The sequence below is a fragment of the Pseudomonas sp. GW821-FHT02C04 genome, assembly GCF_059421845.1.
This window is the reverse complement of record NZ_JBWKVT010000005.1, coordinates 434,517-449,638: the sequence shown is the minus strand read 5'-3', so window position 1 is coordinate 449,638 and position 15,122 is coordinate 434,517. Positions and strand designations below refer to the sequence as shown.

Sequence of the window (15,122 nt, the reverse complement as noted above, 5' to 3'; positions counted from 1 at the left end):
TGCACACCTCAAAACGCCCCGCCATCTCATGATGCCGGGGCGTTTTGCTGTCTACGATTCAACTTGCCCCACCCCGGGCCGACAAACTGGCAATATCAAGCCTTTCGAAAGCGGAGATAACGGACATGTCCCTACGCACCCTGCTCACCACCCTGCTGCTCGGTTGCAGTTTTTCGGTGCTGGCAGCCACAGAAATCGTGCCCCTCAAGTACCACACCAGCGCCGACATGCTGCCGGTCGCCCAGGACTTCATCGGCAAGGACGGCCAGGTCAGCGCCTATGGCAACCAACTGATCGTCAAGGCCGAACCGGACAAGATTCAGGCGCTCAAGGCCCTGCTGACCCAACTGGATACCGAGCCCAAACGCCTGCTGATCACCGTCGACACCAACGAAAACAACCAACAGAACACTGGCGACCAGCAAACCAGGATCATCAACTACAGCACGTCCAGCCGCGACGGCGGCATTCAGCAGATTCAGGCCAGCGAAGGCGCGCCCGCCCTGATCCAGGTCGGCCAGAGCGTGCCGATCACCAGCAGCCAGACCAATTCCTACGGCGATTACAGCAGCCAGACCCAATATCGCAACGTCACCCAGGGCTTCTACGTCACCGCCAGCGTCACCGGCGACACCGTTCACCTGGCCATCAGTACCAACCGTGACCGCATGAGCCAGGAACGTCCCGATGTAGTGAACGTGCAGAGCACCGACACAACCGTCACCGGACGCCTGGGCGAGTGGATCACCCTCGCCGGCGTGAACCGCGAGACTCAGGCCGACAAACAGGGCCTGGCCCGCAGCTACTCGACTCAAGGCCGGGATGACATGACGTTGCGGGTGAAAGTCGACACGTTGGACTAAAGCACCAAAAACTGACTGATTAGTCGTATTAGACGAAAGATGTAGTGCTTTAAAAAAAGCACTACAAAACGTTTGACGAGCCAAAAAAGCGAAGGCATGATGGCCTCGCTCCCGCTAATCAGAGGCCCTGGCAAGGGCCTTCGAAGCGATGCTCGCACCCATCCTCGCGAGCCGTTTCGTGTCTGTACCGCCCACAAGGTGTGTTTGACGAGGTTGCCGACTGGAACGAAGTTGTCCCGAGGGACGGAAGCGTAATTAGGTAACCCGGCTTTACACTGTAGTTCGTATAAAGGCCCACGACGCCCGAATGCGCCCGCCAGTTCGCCTTTACCTGCTCACTTCCCCTCGAGCCCATCGTTCATCCCGTCGCCTGCCCCGCCGAACCCGACCTGACCACCTAAGCTTCTGGTCAGCGAGCGCAAGGAATTTTCCACCGCAGAACAACTTTTCATAAAGACGCGACGAGGTTTATCTCCATGGCACTGACACGCGAACAGCAAATTGCAGCCCTTGAAAAAGACTGGGCTGAAAACCCGCGCTGGAAAGGCGTGACTCGCAATTACTCCGCTGCTGACGTCGTCCGTCTGCGTGGCTCGGTTCAACCAGAGCACACCTTTGCAAAAATGGGCGCCGAAAAACTGTGGAACCTGGTTACCCAGGGTGCCAAGCCGTCCTTCCGCCCAGAGAAAGATTTCGTCAACTGCATGGGCGCCCTGACGGGCGGCCAGGCTGTTCAGCAGGTTAAAGCCGGTATCCAGGCGATCTACCTGTCGGGCTGGCAAGTCGCCGCGGACAACAACTCCGCCGAATCGATGTACCCGGATCAGTCGCTGTACCCGGTGGACTCGGTTCCAACCGTGGTCAAGCGCATCAACAACTCATTCCGTCGTGCCGACCAGATCCAGTGGAAAGCCGGCAAGAACCCGGGCGACGAAGGCTACATCGACTACTTCGCGCCAATCGTGGCTGACGCTGAAGCCGGTTTCGGCGGCGTACTGAACGCCTACGAGCTGATGAAGAGCATGATCGAAGCAGGCGCCGCCGGCGTTCACTTCGAAGACCAACTGGCTTCCGTGAAGAAATGCGGCCACATGGGCGGCAAGGTTCTGGTTCCAACCCAGGAAGCCGTGCAGAAGCTGACCGCTGCTCGTCTGGCTGCCGACGTTGCCGGCGTACCGACCATCATCCTGGCCCGTACCGACGCCAACGCTGCCGACCTGCTGACGTCCGACTGCGACCCGTACGACCAACCGTTCGTAACCGGCACCCGCACTCAGGAAGGCTTCTACAAGGTTCGTGCAGGCCTGGACCAGGCAATCGCCCGTGGCCTGGCTTACGCGCCGTACGCCGACCTGATCTGGTGCGAAACCGCCAAGCCGGATCTGGACGAAGCCCGTCGCTTCGCTGAAGCGATCAAGAAGGAATACCCGGACCAGCTGCTGTCGTACAACTGCTCGCCTTCCTTCAACTGGAAGAAAAACCTGGACGACGCGACCATCGCCAAATTCCAGCGCGAACTGTCCGCCATGGGTTACAAGCACCAGTTCATCACCCTGGCCGGCATTCACAACATGTGGCACAGCATGTTCAACCTGGCGCACGACTACGCCCGCAACGACATGACTGCCTACGTGAAGCTGCAAGAGCAGGAATTCGCTGACGCCGCCAAGGGTTACACCTTCGTGGCTCACCAGCAGGAAGTGGGCACTGGCTACTTCGACGACATGACAACCGTGATCCAGGGCGGTTCGTCCTCGGTGACCGCGCTGACCGGCTCGACTGAAGAAGAACAGTTCCACTGATCGACTTCGCCTGAGTAAACGGCCTTTGCGGACCGTGTAGAAAGCTAACCGCATTGCCGAAAAACTGACGCCCCGACTGGTTCGGGGCGTTTTTTTTGCCTGTGACTTCCTGAACCTCTCAGGGTCGGCACAATCTGTCAGGCAAAACATTGATCCAGAGCGCTATCCGCGTCACAAAAATCGGTTAAAACGTGCGCCGCCGCTACTTGCAGTAACGCGGATATAAGACAACTTCCCAACTGCCCAATCGCTAAACAGTTACAAAACCACCACAAACGATATTAATTATCATTTAGCGGCAACTATGTTCGTTACATTTCCTACAAAACATAATTCGCGAAATCCCGGCTAATGCCCGCAACGCATGGGCTGCGGGGCCATCGAGGTGCGCTATGTCCTTATTCCAATAAATAATTTCGCTATAGGAATTTTACTTGCAGGGTGTTTAGCCATAAAATCAGCGCGATTGATTGCTGCGACATATCGTCACTGCCTTATTTCTTTATCAAGCTCAGAGACCTTTGCTCTCTGTTAAGGATTACCAGCATGCCCGAAGCGACAGGACTCATGGCCCACAACTGGGGCTTTGCCATTTTCCTTCTGGGTGTAGTCGGCCTGTGTGCCTTCATGCTCGGCGTCTCCAGCCTCCTCGGGTCAAAAGCCTGGGGCCGCAGCAAAAACGAACCGTTCGAGTCCGGCATGCTACCTACCGGTGGCGCCCGCTTGCGGCTCTCAGCCAAATTCTATCTGGTCGCGATGCTGTTCGTGATCTTCGATATCGAAGCCCTCTTTCTCTTTGCATGGTCTGTGTCCGTCCGCGAAAGCGGCTGGACCGGATTCGTCGAAGCTCTCGTTTTCATAGCAATTCTGTTGGCAGGTCTTGTCTACCTGTTCCGAGTGGGCGCCCTTGACTGGGCTCCGGAAGCTCGTCGCAAGCGGCAGGCGAAGCTGAAACAATGAGGCTTTGGCAATGCAATACAATCTCACCAGAATCGACCCCGATGCTCCTAACGAGCAGTATCCGATTGGCGAACGGGAAACCGTTTCCGATCCGTTAGAAGATCAAGTCCACAAAAACATTTTCATGGGCAAGCTGGAAGACGTGCTGAGTGGCGCGGTCAACTGGGGACGTAAGAACTCCCTGTGGCCGTACAACTTCGGTCTTTCGTGCTGCTACGTGGAAATGACCACGGCCTTCACGGCGCCCCACGACATCGCGCGCTTCGGCGCCGAAGTTATCCGGGCATCACCGCGTCAGGCCGACTTCATGGTTATCGCCGGTACGTGCTTCATCAAGATGGCGCCGATCATTCAGCGTCTGTACGAGCAGATGCTCGAGCCCAAATGGGTGATCTCGATGGGTTCGTGCGCCAACTCCGGTGGCATGTACGACATCTACTCCGTGGTTCAAGGGGTGGACAAGTTCCTGCCCGTGGACGTCTACGTACCTGGCTGCCCGCCCCGTCCGGAAGCATTTCTACAAGGCTTGATGCTGTTGCAGGAATCCATTGGACAGGAGCGTCGCCCACTTTCCTGGGTCGTTGGCGATCAAGGCGTTTATCGCGCCGACATGCCTTCGCAGAAGGAACAGCGCCGCGAACAGCGAATCGCAGTCACCAACCTGCGCAGCCCTGACGAAGTCTGATCCAGATCTGTTTCAAAGAAACGAGAAGCTGGCTTCATTCTTTACGTTGACCGAAAGCGAAAAAATAACCATGACTACAGGCAGTGCTCTGTACATCCCGCCTTATAAGGCAGACGACCAGGATGTGGTCGTCGAACTGAACAATCGTTTTGGCCCCGAGGCGTTCACCGCCCAGCCGACCCGCACCGGCATGCCGGTGCTGTGGGTGGCGCGTGCCAAACTCGTCGAAGTCCTGACCTTCCTGCGCAACCTGCCCAAGCCGTACGTCATGCTCTATGACCTGCACGGCGTGGACGAGCGTCTGCGCACCAAGCGTCAAGGCCTGCCGAGCGACGCCGAGTTCACCGTGTTCTATCACCTCATGTCGCTGGAACGTAATAGTGACGTGATGATCAAGGTCGCCTTGTCCGAGAGCGACCTCAGCTTGCCGACCGTCACCAGCATCTGGCCGAACGCCAACTGGTACGAGCGTGAAGTCTGGGACATGTTCGGTATCGACTTCAAAGGTCACCCTCACCTGTCGCGCATCATGATGCCGCCGACCTGGGAAGGTCACCCGCTGCGCAAGGACTTCCCGGCGCGCGCCACCGAATTCGATCCGTACAGCCTGAACCTGGCCAAGCAACAGCTTGAGGAAGAAGCCGCGCGTTTCCGTCCTGAAGACTGGGGCATGAAGCGTTCCGGCCCGAACGAGGACTACATGTTCCTCAACCTGGGTCCGAACCACCCTTCGGCTCACGGTGCCTTCCGCATCATCCTGCAGCTGGATGGCGAAGAGATCGTCGACTGCGTTCCGGACATCGGTTACCACCACCGTGGCGCCGAGAAGATGGCCGAGCGTCAGTCCTGGCACAGCTTCATTCCGTACACCGACCGTATCGACTACCTCGGCGGCGTGATGAACAACCTGCCGTACGTGCTCTCGGTCGAGAAGCTGGCCGGCATCAAGGTGCCCGAGAAGGTCGACGTCATCCGCATCATGATGGCCGAGTTCTTCCGGATCACCAGCCACCTGCTGTTCCTGGGTACCTACATCCAGGACGTCGGCGCCATGACTCCGGTGTTCTTCACCTTCACCGACCGCCAGAAGGCGTACACGGTGATCGAAGCCATCACCGGTTTCCGTCTGCACCCGGCCTGGTACCGCATCGGTGGTGTTGCCCACGACCTGCCGCGCGGCTGGGAAAAACTGGTGAAAGACTTCGTTGAATGGCTGCCAAAGCGCCTCGACGAATACACCAAGGCTGCCCTGCAGAACAGCATCCTCAAGGGTCGTACCATCGGCGTTGCCCAGTACAACACCAAAGAAGCCCTGGAATGGGGCGTCACCGGTGCTGGCCTGCGTTCCACCGGTTGCGACTTCGACCTGCGTAAAGCGCGTCCATACTCCGGCTACGAGAACTTCGAGTTCGAAGTACCGCTGGCCGCCAACGGCGATGCCTACGACCGCTGCATGGTTCGCGTCGAAGAGATGCGCCAGAGCATCAAGATCATCGACCAGTGCATGCGCAACATGCCGGAAGGCCCGTACAAGGCGGATCACCCGCTGACCACGCCGCCGCCGAAAGAGCGCACGCTGCAACACATCGAAACCTTGATCACGCACTTCCTGCAGGTTTCGTGGGGCCCGGTCATGCCGGCCAACGAATCCTTCCAGATGATCGAAGCGACCAAGGGCATCAACAGTTATTACCTGACGAGCGACGGCGGCACCATGAGCTACCGTACCCGGATCCGCACTCCAAGCTTCCCGCATCTGCAACAGATCCCTTCGGTGATCAAAGGCAGCATGGTCGCGGACATGATTGCGTACCTGGGTAGTATCGATTTCGTTATGGCCGACGTGGACCGCTAAGCATGAACAGCACGCTTATCCAGACAGACCGTTTCACCCTGAGTGAAACCGAGCGCTCGGCCATCGAGCACGAGCTGCATCACTACGAAGACCCGCGCGCGGCGTCGATCGAAGCCCTGAAGATCGTTCAGAAAGAACGCGGCTGGGTGCCGGACGGCGCCCTGTACGCCATTGGCGAGATCCTCGGCATCCCGGCCAGCGACGTTGAAGGCGTGGCCACGTTCTACAGCCAGATCTTCCGTCAGCCGGTCGGCCGTCACATCATTCGCGTCTGCGACAGCATGGTCTGCTACATCGGCGGCCACGAGTCGGTCGTCAGCGAAATCCAGAACAACCTGGGTATCGGCCTGGGACAGACCACCGCCGACGGTCGTTTCACCCTGCTGCCGGTCTGCTGCCTCGGTAACTGCGACAAGGCACCGGCGCTGATGATCGATGACGACACCTTTGGCGATGTCCAGCCTGCCGGCGTCGCCAAACTGCTCGAGGGCTACGTATGACCCTGACCTCTTTCGGTCCTGCCAACCGCATCCAGCGTTCGGCCGAGACTCACCCGCTGACCTGGCGCCTGCGTGACGACGGCGAAGCCGTATGGCTCGACGAGTACCAGGCCAAGAACGGTTACGCGGCGGCACGCAAAGCCTTTGCCGACATGGATCAGGACGCCATCGTCCAGACCGTGAAAGACGCTGGCCTCAAGGGTCGCGGCGGTGCAGGCTTCCCCACTGGCGTGAAGTGGGGCCTGATGCCAAAAGACGAATCCATCAACATCCGTTACCTGCTGTGCAACGCGGATGAAATGGAGCCGAACACCTGGAAAGACCGCATGCTGATGGAGCAACTGCCCCATCTGCTGATCGAAGGCATGCTGATCAGCGCCCGCGCGCTGAAAACCTACCGTGGCTACATCTTCCTGCGTGGCGAGTACACCACCGCCGCCAAGCACCTGAACCGTGCCGTGGAAGAAGCCAAGGCAGCGGGCCTGCTGGGCAAGAACATCCTGGGCAGCGGCTTCGATTTCGAGCTGTTCGTCCACACCGGTGCCGGGCGTTACATCTGCGGTGAAGAAACCGCACTGATCAACTCCCTCGAAGGCCGCCGCGCCAACCCACGCTCCAAGCCGCCCTTCCCTGCCGCCGTTGGCGTGTGGGGCAAGCCGACCTGCGTGAACAACGTTGAAACCCTGTGCAACGTGCCGGCGATCATCGCCGACGGCGTGGACTGGTACAAATCGTTGGCCCGCGACGGCAGCGAAGACATGGGCACCAAGCTCATGGGCTTCTCCGGCAAGGTCAAGAACCCTGGCCTGTGGGAACTGCCATTCGGCGTGACCGGTCGCGAGCTGTTCGAAGACTACGCCGGCGGCATGCGCGACGGTTACAAGCTCAAGGCCTGGCAGCCAGGCGGCGCCGGTACCGGTTTCCTGTTGCCGGAACACCTCGACGCACAAATGTACGCCGGCGGCATCGCCAAGGTAGGCACCCGTATGGGTACCGGCCTGGCCATGGCGGTGGACGACAGCGTCAACATGGTGTCCCTGCTGCGCAACATGGAGCAGTTCTTCGCTCGCGAATCCTGTGGCTTCTGCACCCCTTGCCGTGATGGCCTGCCATGGAGCGTCAAGCTGCTGATGGCCATCGAACAAGGCCGCGGCCAGCCAGGCGACATCGAGACCCTGCTGGGTCTGGTCAACTTCCTCGGCCCGGGCAAGACCTTCTGTGCTCACGCACCGGGTGCCGTGGAACCGTTGGGCAGTGCCATCAAATACTTCCGTCCAGAGTTCGAAGCCGGTATCGCGCCCGCAAGCGCCGCCGTCCCGCCTCTGGCGAAGCCGATCGTAGTCGGCGCGTAAACGCTTAAAAAGGCGAAGGGTCCGTGCCCTTCGTCTTTCGTCCGATGACGCCTTTCGGGGCTGACTGGATTCGGACGGATAACAAGATTCCATTAGCCACGCCCGCTGACACCGGGCCAACGAAGACCTTTGAACCATGGCCACTATCCACGTAGACGGCAAAGCGCTCGAAGTCGACGGGGCAGACAACCTGTTACAGGCATGTCTGTCGCTGGGCCTCGACATCCCTTATTTCTGCTGGCACCCCGCGCTTGGTAGCGTCGGGGCCTGCCGCCAGTGCGCGGTCAAGCAGTACACCGACGAGAACGACACCCGTGGTCGCATCGTCATGTCCTGCATGACCCCTGCCACCGACAACACCTGGATCTCCATCGACGATGAAGAATCCAAGGCGTTCCGCGCCAGTGTTGTTGAATGGCTGATGACCAACCACCCGCACGACTGCCCTGTGTGCGAGGAAGGCGGTCACTGCCACCTGCAAGACATGACCGTGATGACCGGCCACAACGAGCGCCGTTATCGCTTCACCAAGCGCACCCACCAGAACCAGCAACTGGGCCCATTCATTTCCCACGAAATGAACCGCTGCATCGCCTGCTACCGCTGCGTGCGTTTCTACAAGGACTACGCCGGCGGCACCGACCTCGGTGTATTCGGCGCCCACGACAACGTGTACTTCGGTCGCGTTGAAGACGGCACCCTCGAAAGCGAGTTCTCCGGCAACCTCACCGAGGTCTGCCCGACCGGTGTGTTCACCGACAAGACTCACTCCGAGCGCTACAACCGTAAATGGGACATGCAGTTCTCGCCGAGCATCTGCCATGGCTGCTCCAGCGGTTGCAACATTTCCCCGGGTGAGCGTTACGGTGAACTGCGTCGCATCGAAAACCGTTACAACGGTTCGGTGAACCAGTACTTCCTGTGCGACCGTGGCCGTTTCGGCTATGGCTACGTCAACCGCACCGACCGTCCACGTCAGCCGCTGCTGGCCGACGGCACCAAGCTAAGCCTGGATGCTGCGCTGGACAAAGCCGCCGACCTGCTGCGCGGTCGCAACATCGTCGGTATCGGTTCGCCGCGTGCCAGCCTGGAAAGCAACTACGCGTTGCGTGAACTGGTCGGCGCCGAGCACTTCTACTCCGGTATCGAAGCCTCCGAACTGGAACGCATCCGTCTGGTCCTCCAAGTGCTGAAGGACAGCCCGCTGCCAGTCCCGAACATGCGCGACATCGAAGACCACGACGCCGTGTTCGTCCTCGGTGAAGACCTGACCCAGACCGCTGCCCGTATGGCCCTGGCCCTGCGTCAGTCGGTAAAAGGCAAGGCCGAAGACATGGCCGAAGCCATGCGCGTTCAGCCTTGGCTCGACGCCGCCGTGAAGAACATCGGTCAGCACGAGCTGAACCCGCTGTTCATCGCCAGCCTGGCTGAAACCAAGCTCGACGACATCGCCGAAGAGTGTGTACACGCCGCTCCCGACGATCTGGCCCGCATCGGTTTCGCCGTGGCTCACGCCCTGGACGCCAGCGCACCGGCCGTCGAAGGTCTGGACGCCGAAGCCCAGGAACTGGCCAAGCGCATCGCTGATGCCCTGCTCGCGGCCAAGCGTCCGCTGATCATCGCCGGTACTTCGCTGGGCTCCAAAGCCTTGATCGAAGCCGCTGCGAACATCGCCAAAGCCCTGAAGCTGCGCGAGAAGAACGGTTCGATCAGCCTGATCGTGCCGGAAGCCAACAGCCTCGGTCTGGCCATGCTCGGTGGCGAATCGGTTGATGCCGCGCTGCAAGCGGTCATCGACGGCAAGGCCGACGCCATCGTCGTGCTTGAAAACGATCTGTACACCCGCACCGCCAAAGCCAAGGTCGATGCGGCACTGAACGCTGCGAAAGTAGTGATCGTTGCCGACCACCAGAAGACTGCGACCAGCGACCGCGCGCATCTGGTTCTGCCAGCCGCCAGCTTCGCTGAAGGCGACGGTACGCTGGTCAGCCAGGAAGGCCGCGCCCAGCGCTTCTTCCAGGTTTTCGATCCGCAATACATGGACTCGAGCATTCTGGTCCACGAAGGCTGGCGCTGGCTGCACGCCCTGCGCGCCACCCTGCTGAACCAGCCGATCGACTGGACGCAACTCGACCACGTCACCGCTGCCGTTGCTTCGAGCACCACGCAACTGGCGCGTATCGTCGACGCCGCACCGTCCGCCTCGTTCCGCATCAAGGGTCTGAAACTGGCCCGTGAGCCGCTGCGTTATTCCGGTCGCACCGCGATGCGCGCCGATATCAGTGTTCACGAACCACGCACCCCGCAAGACAAGGACACCGCGTTCGCCTTCTCGATGGAAGGTTACTCGGGCTCCGTCGAACCGCGTCAGCAGGTTCCTTTCGCCTGGTCGCCGGGCTGGAACTCGCCGCAAGCCTGGAACAAGTTCCAGGACGAAGTCGGTGGTCACCTGCGTGCTGGCGATCCGGGCACCCGCCTGATCGAAAGCACCGGTGATTCGCTGAACTGGTTCGCCAGTGTTCCGCGCGCGTTCAACCCGGCCCAGGGCACCTGGCAAGCCGTGCCGTTCTACCACTTGTTCGGCAGCGACGAGAACTCGTCGAAAGCCGCTCCGGTCCAGGAACGCATCCCGGCCGCCTACGTTGGCCTGGCGAAATCCGAAGCGGATCGCCTGGGCGTCAACGACGGTGCTCTGCTGAGCCTCAATGTTGCCGGCCAGACCCTGCGTCTGCCGCTGCGCATCAATGAAGAGCTGGGCGCTGGCCTGGTTGCACTGCCGGCCGGTCTGGCAGGCATTCCGCCGGCGATTTTCGGCCAAACCGTTGATGGTCTGCAGGAGGCAGCGCAATGACCTGGTTCACCCCTGAAGTGATCGATGTGATCCTGACGGTCATCAAAGCCATCGTCATCCTGCTGGCCGTGGTGGTCGCGGGTGCGTTGCTCAGCTTTGTCGAACGTCGCCTGCTGGGCTGGTGGCAGGACCGTTACGGTCCGAACCGCGTTGGCCCGTTCGGCATGTTCCAGATCGCTGCCGACATGCTGAAGATGTTCTTCAAGGAAGACTGGACCCCGCCGTTTGCCGACAAGGTGATCTTCACCCTGGCACCGGTGGTGGCCATGTCCGCCCTGCTGATCGCCTTCGCGATCATCCCGATCACCCCGACCTGGGGCGTGGCGGATCTGAACATCGGCCTGCTGTTCTTCTTCGCCATGGCCGGTCTGTCGGTCTACGCGGTGCTGTTCGCCGGCTGGTCGAGTAACAACAAGTTCGCCCTCCTCGGCAGCTTGCGTGCCTCGGCGCAGACCGTGTCCTACGAAGTGTTCATGGGCCTGGCCCTGATGGGCATCGTGGTGCAGGTCGGCTCGTTCAACATGCGCGATATCGTCGAGTACCAGGCGCAGAACCTGTGGTTCATCATTCCGCAGTTCTTCGGCTTCTGTACCTTCTTCATCGCTGGCGTGGCCGTGACTCACCGTCACCCGTTCGACCAGCCGGAAGCGGAACAGGAACTGGCCGACGGTTACCACATTGAATACGCCGGTATGAAATGGGGCATGTTCTTCGTCGGTGAGTACATCGGCATCATCCTGATCTCGGCGCTGTTGGTCACCCTGTTCTTCGGTGGCTGGCACGGTCCGTTCGGCATCCTGCCGCAACTGTCCTTCGTCTGGTTCGCACTGAAGACCGCGTTCTTCATCATGCTGTTCATCCTGCTGCGCGCTTCGATCCCGCGTCCGCGTTATGACCAGGTGATGGACTTCAGCTGGAAATTCTGCCTGCCACTGACCCTGATCAATTTGCTGGTGACCGCTGCAATCGTGTTGTGGAACACGCCTGCAGTTGCGGTTCAGTGAGGATTTGACCCATGTTCAAATATATTGGCGACATCATTAAGGGTACCGGTACCCAGTTGCGCAGCCTGGTCATGATCTTCGGTCATGGCTTTCGCAAGCGCGACACCCTGCAATACCCGGAAGAGCCGGTCTACCTGCCGCCACGCTACCGTGGCCGCATCGTCCTGACCCGCGACCCCGATGGCGAAGAACGCTGCGTAGCCTGCAACCTGTGCGCCGTGGCTTGCCCGGTGGGTTGCATCTCGCTGCAGAAAGCTGAAACCGAAGACGGTCGCTGGTACCCGGACTTCTTCCGTATCAACTTCTCGCGCTGCATTTTCTGCGGTCTCTGCGAGGAAGCCTGCCCGACCACCGCGATCCAGCTGACCCCGGATTTCGAGATGGCCGAGTTCAAACGTCAGGACCTGGTGTACGAGAAAGAAGATCTTTTGATCTCCGGCCCCGGCAAAAACCCTGATTACAACTTCTATCGTGTTGCAGGTATGGCCGTTGCCGGTAAGCCGAAAGGCGCCGCACAAAACGAAGCCGAGCCGATCAACGTGAAGAGCTTGCTGCCTTAAGGAAGAACGATGGAATTCGCTTTCTATTTCGCATCGGGTATCGCTGTTGTGTCCACATTGCGTGTGGTCACCAACACCAATCCTGTGCACGCCCTGCTCTACCTGATCATTTCGCTGATCGCCGTGGCCATGACCTTCTTCGCACTCGGCGCTCCATTCGCCGGCGTGCTGGAAGTGATCGCCTACGCTGGCGCCATCATGGTGCTGTTCGTGTTCGTGGTGATGATGCTGAACCTGGGCCCCGCCTCGGTTCAGCAGGAACGCACATGGCTAAGGCCCGGCATCTGGGCAGGTCCGGTGATTCTCGCCGCCCTGCTGCTGGCCGAACTGCTGTATGTGCTGTTCGCTCACCAGAGCGGTCAGGCCATCGGCCACACCACCGTGGACGCAAAAGCCGTGGGCATCAGCCTGTTCGGTCCGTATCTGCTGGTGGTCGAACTCGCCTCGATGCTGCTGCTCGCTGCAGCCGTCACGGCGTTCCATTTGGGCCGTAACGAGGCGAAGGAGTAAGACATGCCTGCTATCCCTCTCGAACATGGTTTAGCCGTTGCCGGCATCCTGTTCTGCCTTGGTCTGGTCGGCCTGATGGTCCGCCGCAACATTTTGTTCGTGTTGATGAGTCTGGAAGTGATGATGAACGCCTCTGCACTGGCCTTCATCGTTGCGGGCGCCCGCTGGGCGCAACCGGATGGACAAATCATGTTCATCCTGGTGATCAGCCTTGCAGCCGCCGAAGCCAGTATTGGCCTGGCGATCCTGCTGCAACTGTATCGCCGCTTCCACACGCTCGATATCGACGCTGCCAGTGAGATGCGCGGATGAACCTGATCTTTCTGACTTTCGTATTCCCTCTGATCGGTTTCCTGCTGCTGTCGTTCTCCCGTGGACGCTGGTCGGAAAACCTCTCTGCGCTGATCGGCGTGGGTTCCATTGGCTTGTCGGCGATTGTCGCCGCCTACGTCATCTGGCAATTCAACGTCGCGCCCCCCGAAGGCGGTCACTACACCCTGGTGCTTTGGCAGTGGATGGCGGTGGAAGGCTTCAAGCCGAACTTCGCCCTCTACGTCGACGGCCTGTCGATCACCATGCTCGGCGTGGTGGTGGGCGTGGGCTTCCTGATCCACCTGTTCGCGTCCTGGTACATGCGCGGCGAAGCGGGTTACTCGCGCTTCTTCTCGTACACCAACCTGTTTATCGCCAGCATGCTGTTTCTGGTGCTCGGCGATAACCTGTTGTTCCTGTACTTCGGCTGGGAAGGCGTGGGTCTGTGCTCGTACCTGTTGATCGGTTTCTACTACAGCAACCGCAACAACGGTAACGCCGCACTCAAGGCTTTCATCGTGACCCGGATCGGCGACGTGTTCATGGCCATCGGCCTGTTCATCCTGTTCCAGCAAGTGGGCACGTTGAACATCCAGGAACTGCTGGTGCTGGCACCGCAGAAATTCCAGGTCGGCGACTTCTGGATCACCCTGGCAACCCTGATGCTGCTGGGTGGTGCGGTCGGTAAATCGGCTCAACTGCCGCTGCAAACCTGGCTGGCGGACGCGATGGCCGGCCCTACCCCGGTTTCGGCACTGATCCACGCCGCGACCATGGTCACCGCCGGTGTCTACCTGATCGCCCGTACCCACGGCCTGTTCACCCTGGCGCCGGAAATCCTGCACCTGGTCGGCATCGTTGGTGGTGTGACCCTGGTACTGGCCGGTTTCGCCGCGCTGGTGCAAACCGACATCAAACGTATCCTCGCCTACTCGACCATGAGCCAGATCGGCTACATGTTCCTGGCGCTGGGCGTTGGCGCCTGGGATGGCGCGATTTTCCACCTGATGACCCACGCCTTCTTCAAGGCCCTGCTGTTCCTTGCTTCCGGTGCGGTGATCGTTGCCTGCCACCACGAGCAGAACATCTTCAAGATGGGCGGTCTGTGGAAAAAGCTGCCACTGGCCTACGCCAGCTTCATCGTCGGTGGTGCCGCCCTGGCTGCTCTGCCACTGGTCACCGCAGGCTTCTACTCCAAGGACGAAATCCTCTGGGAAGCGTTCGCCAGCGGCAACCACGGTCTGCTCTACGCAGGTCTGGTCGGCGCATTCATGACTTCGCTGTACACCTTCCGCCTGATCTTCATCACGTTCCACGGCGAAGCCAAGACCGAAGCTCACGCCGGTCACGGCATCGCTCACTGGCTGCCACTGTCGGTGCTGATCGTGCTGTCGACCTTCGTCGGCGCCATGATCGTTCCACCGCTGCACGGCGTACTGCCTGAGAGCGTTGGCCATGCCGGTGGCGAAGCCAAGCACAGTCTGGAAATCGCGTCGGGCGCCATCGCCCTGGCCGGTATCCTGCTGGCGGCCCTGCTGTTCCTCGGCAAGCGTCGCTTCGTGACTGCGGTCGCCAACAGCGGCATCGGCCGTTTCCTTTCGGCCTGGTGGTTCGCTGCCTGGGGCTTCGACTGGATCTACGACAAACTGTTCGTGAAGCCGTACCTTGCGATCAGCCACATGCTGCGCAAAGACCCGCTCGACCAGACCATCGGTCTGATCCCGCGTATGGCCAAGGGTGGTCACACTGCCCTGAGCCGTACCGAAACCGGTCAACTGCGTTGGTACGCTGCGTCGATGGCTGCTGGTGCCGTGTTGGTAATCGGCGCTGTCGTGCTGGTAGCGGTCTGATATGAACCTTGCGAATTT

13 protein-coding genes are annotated in these 15,122 nt (G+C 60.0%); all 13 read left to right on the top strand.

All coding sequences use genetic code 11. The features are described from left to right. Positions 1–125 precede the first annotated feature (125 nt). The 13 genes from AC07VV_RS20690 to nuoL all read left to right on the top strand — a co-directional run bounded on the left by AC07VV_RS20690 (position 126) and on the right by nuoL (position 15,104). Complete coding sequence (locus tag AC07VV_RS20690; RefSeq protein WP_273539986.1) at positions 126–863, top strand: secretin N-terminal domain-containing protein; 738 nt, start codon at positions 126–128, stop codon at positions 861–863. A 476-nt stretch (positions 864–1,339) separates the two neighbouring features. Next, positions 1,340–2,665 carry an isocitrate lyase gene (gene aceA / locus AC07VV_RS20685; RefSeq protein ID WP_495037326.1) on the top strand — a complete coding sequence of 442 codons (1,326 nt, stop codon included), beginning with the start codon at positions 1,340–1,342 and terminating at the stop codon, positions 2,663–2,665. A 546-nt stretch (positions 2,666–3,211) separates the two neighbouring features. Beyond that, positions 3,212–3,625 carry an NADH-quinone oxidoreductase subunit A gene (locus AC07VV_RS20680; protein ID WP_003223812.1) on the top strand — a complete coding sequence of 138 codons (414 nt, stop codon included), beginning with the start codon at positions 3,212–3,214 and terminating at the stop codon, positions 3,623–3,625. Positions 3,626–3,635: 10 nt separating this feature from the next. Next, complete coding sequence (locus AC07VV_RS20675) at positions 3,636–4,310, top strand: NuoB/complex I 20 kDa subunit family protein (protein ID WP_003223809.1); 675 nt, start codon at positions 3,636–3,638, stop codon at positions 4,308–4,310. Positions 4,311–4,380: 70 nt separating this feature from the next. Continuing rightward, positions 4,381–6,165 carry an NADH-quinone oxidoreductase subunit C/D gene (gene nuoC, locus AC07VV_RS20670; protein WP_016987416.1) on the top strand — a complete coding sequence of 595 codons (1,785 nt, stop codon included), beginning with the start codon at positions 4,381–4,383 and terminating at the stop codon, positions 6,163–6,165. Between the two features lie 2 nt (positions 6,166–6,167). Then, a complete protein-coding gene (gene nuoE, locus AC07VV_RS20665) occupies positions 6,168–6,665 on the top strand; it encodes an NADH-quinone oxidoreductase subunit NuoE (protein WP_003223804.1) in 498 nt (165 codons plus the stop codon). After that, positions 6,662–8,017 (top strand): NADH-quinone oxidoreductase subunit NuoF, encoded by a 1,356-nt coding sequence (nuoF, locus tag AC07VV_RS20660; RefSeq protein WP_064380702.1) that lies wholly within the window; start codon positions 6,662–6,664, stop codon positions 8,015–8,017. The genes nuoE and nuoF overlap by 4 nt, the downstream gene beginning before the upstream one ends. A gap of 136 nt (positions 8,018–8,153) precedes the next feature. Further along, positions 8,154–10,868, top strand: coding sequence for an NADH-quinone oxidoreductase subunit NuoG (nuoG, locus tag AC07VV_RS20655; protein ID WP_495037325.1), 2,715 nt, complete (start codon positions 8,154–8,156; stop codon positions 10,866–10,868). Next, entirely contained in the window at positions 10,865–11,872 is a 1,008-nt protein-coding gene (gene nuoH, locus AC07VV_RS20650; protein WP_007951460.1) for an NADH-quinone oxidoreductase subunit NuoH, read from the top strand. Before nuoG ends, nuoH begins: the two co-directional genes overlap by 4 nt. Before the next feature lie 11 nt (positions 11,873–11,883). After that, complete coding sequence (gene nuoI / locus AC07VV_RS20645) at positions 11,884–12,432, top strand: NADH-quinone oxidoreductase subunit NuoI (RefSeq protein ID WP_085712394.1); 549 nt, start codon at positions 11,884–11,886, stop codon at positions 12,430–12,432. A 9-nt stretch (positions 12,433–12,441) separates the two neighbouring features. Beyond that, positions 12,442–12,942 (top strand): NADH-quinone oxidoreductase subunit J, encoded by a 501-nt coding sequence (gene nuoJ, locus AC07VV_RS20640; RefSeq protein ID WP_322844037.1) that lies wholly within the window; start codon positions 12,442–12,444, stop codon positions 12,940–12,942. Positions 12,943–12,945: 3 nt separating this feature from the next. Beyond that, the gene (nuoK, locus tag AC07VV_RS20635; protein WP_003180046.1) at positions 12,946–13,254 is read left to right on the top strand and encodes an NADH-quinone oxidoreductase subunit NuoK; all 309 of its coding nucleotides are present in this window, start codon (positions 12,946–12,948) and stop codon (positions 13,252–13,254) included. Beyond that, the gene (nuoL, locus tag AC07VV_RS20630) at positions 13,251–15,104 is read left to right on the top strand and encodes an NADH-quinone oxidoreductase subunit L (protein ID WP_495037324.1); all 1,854 of its coding nucleotides are present in this window, start codon (positions 13,251–13,253) and stop codon (positions 15,102–15,104) included. The genes nuoK and nuoL overlap by 4 nt, the downstream gene beginning before the upstream one ends. Positions 15,105–15,122 lie beyond the last annotated feature (18 nt).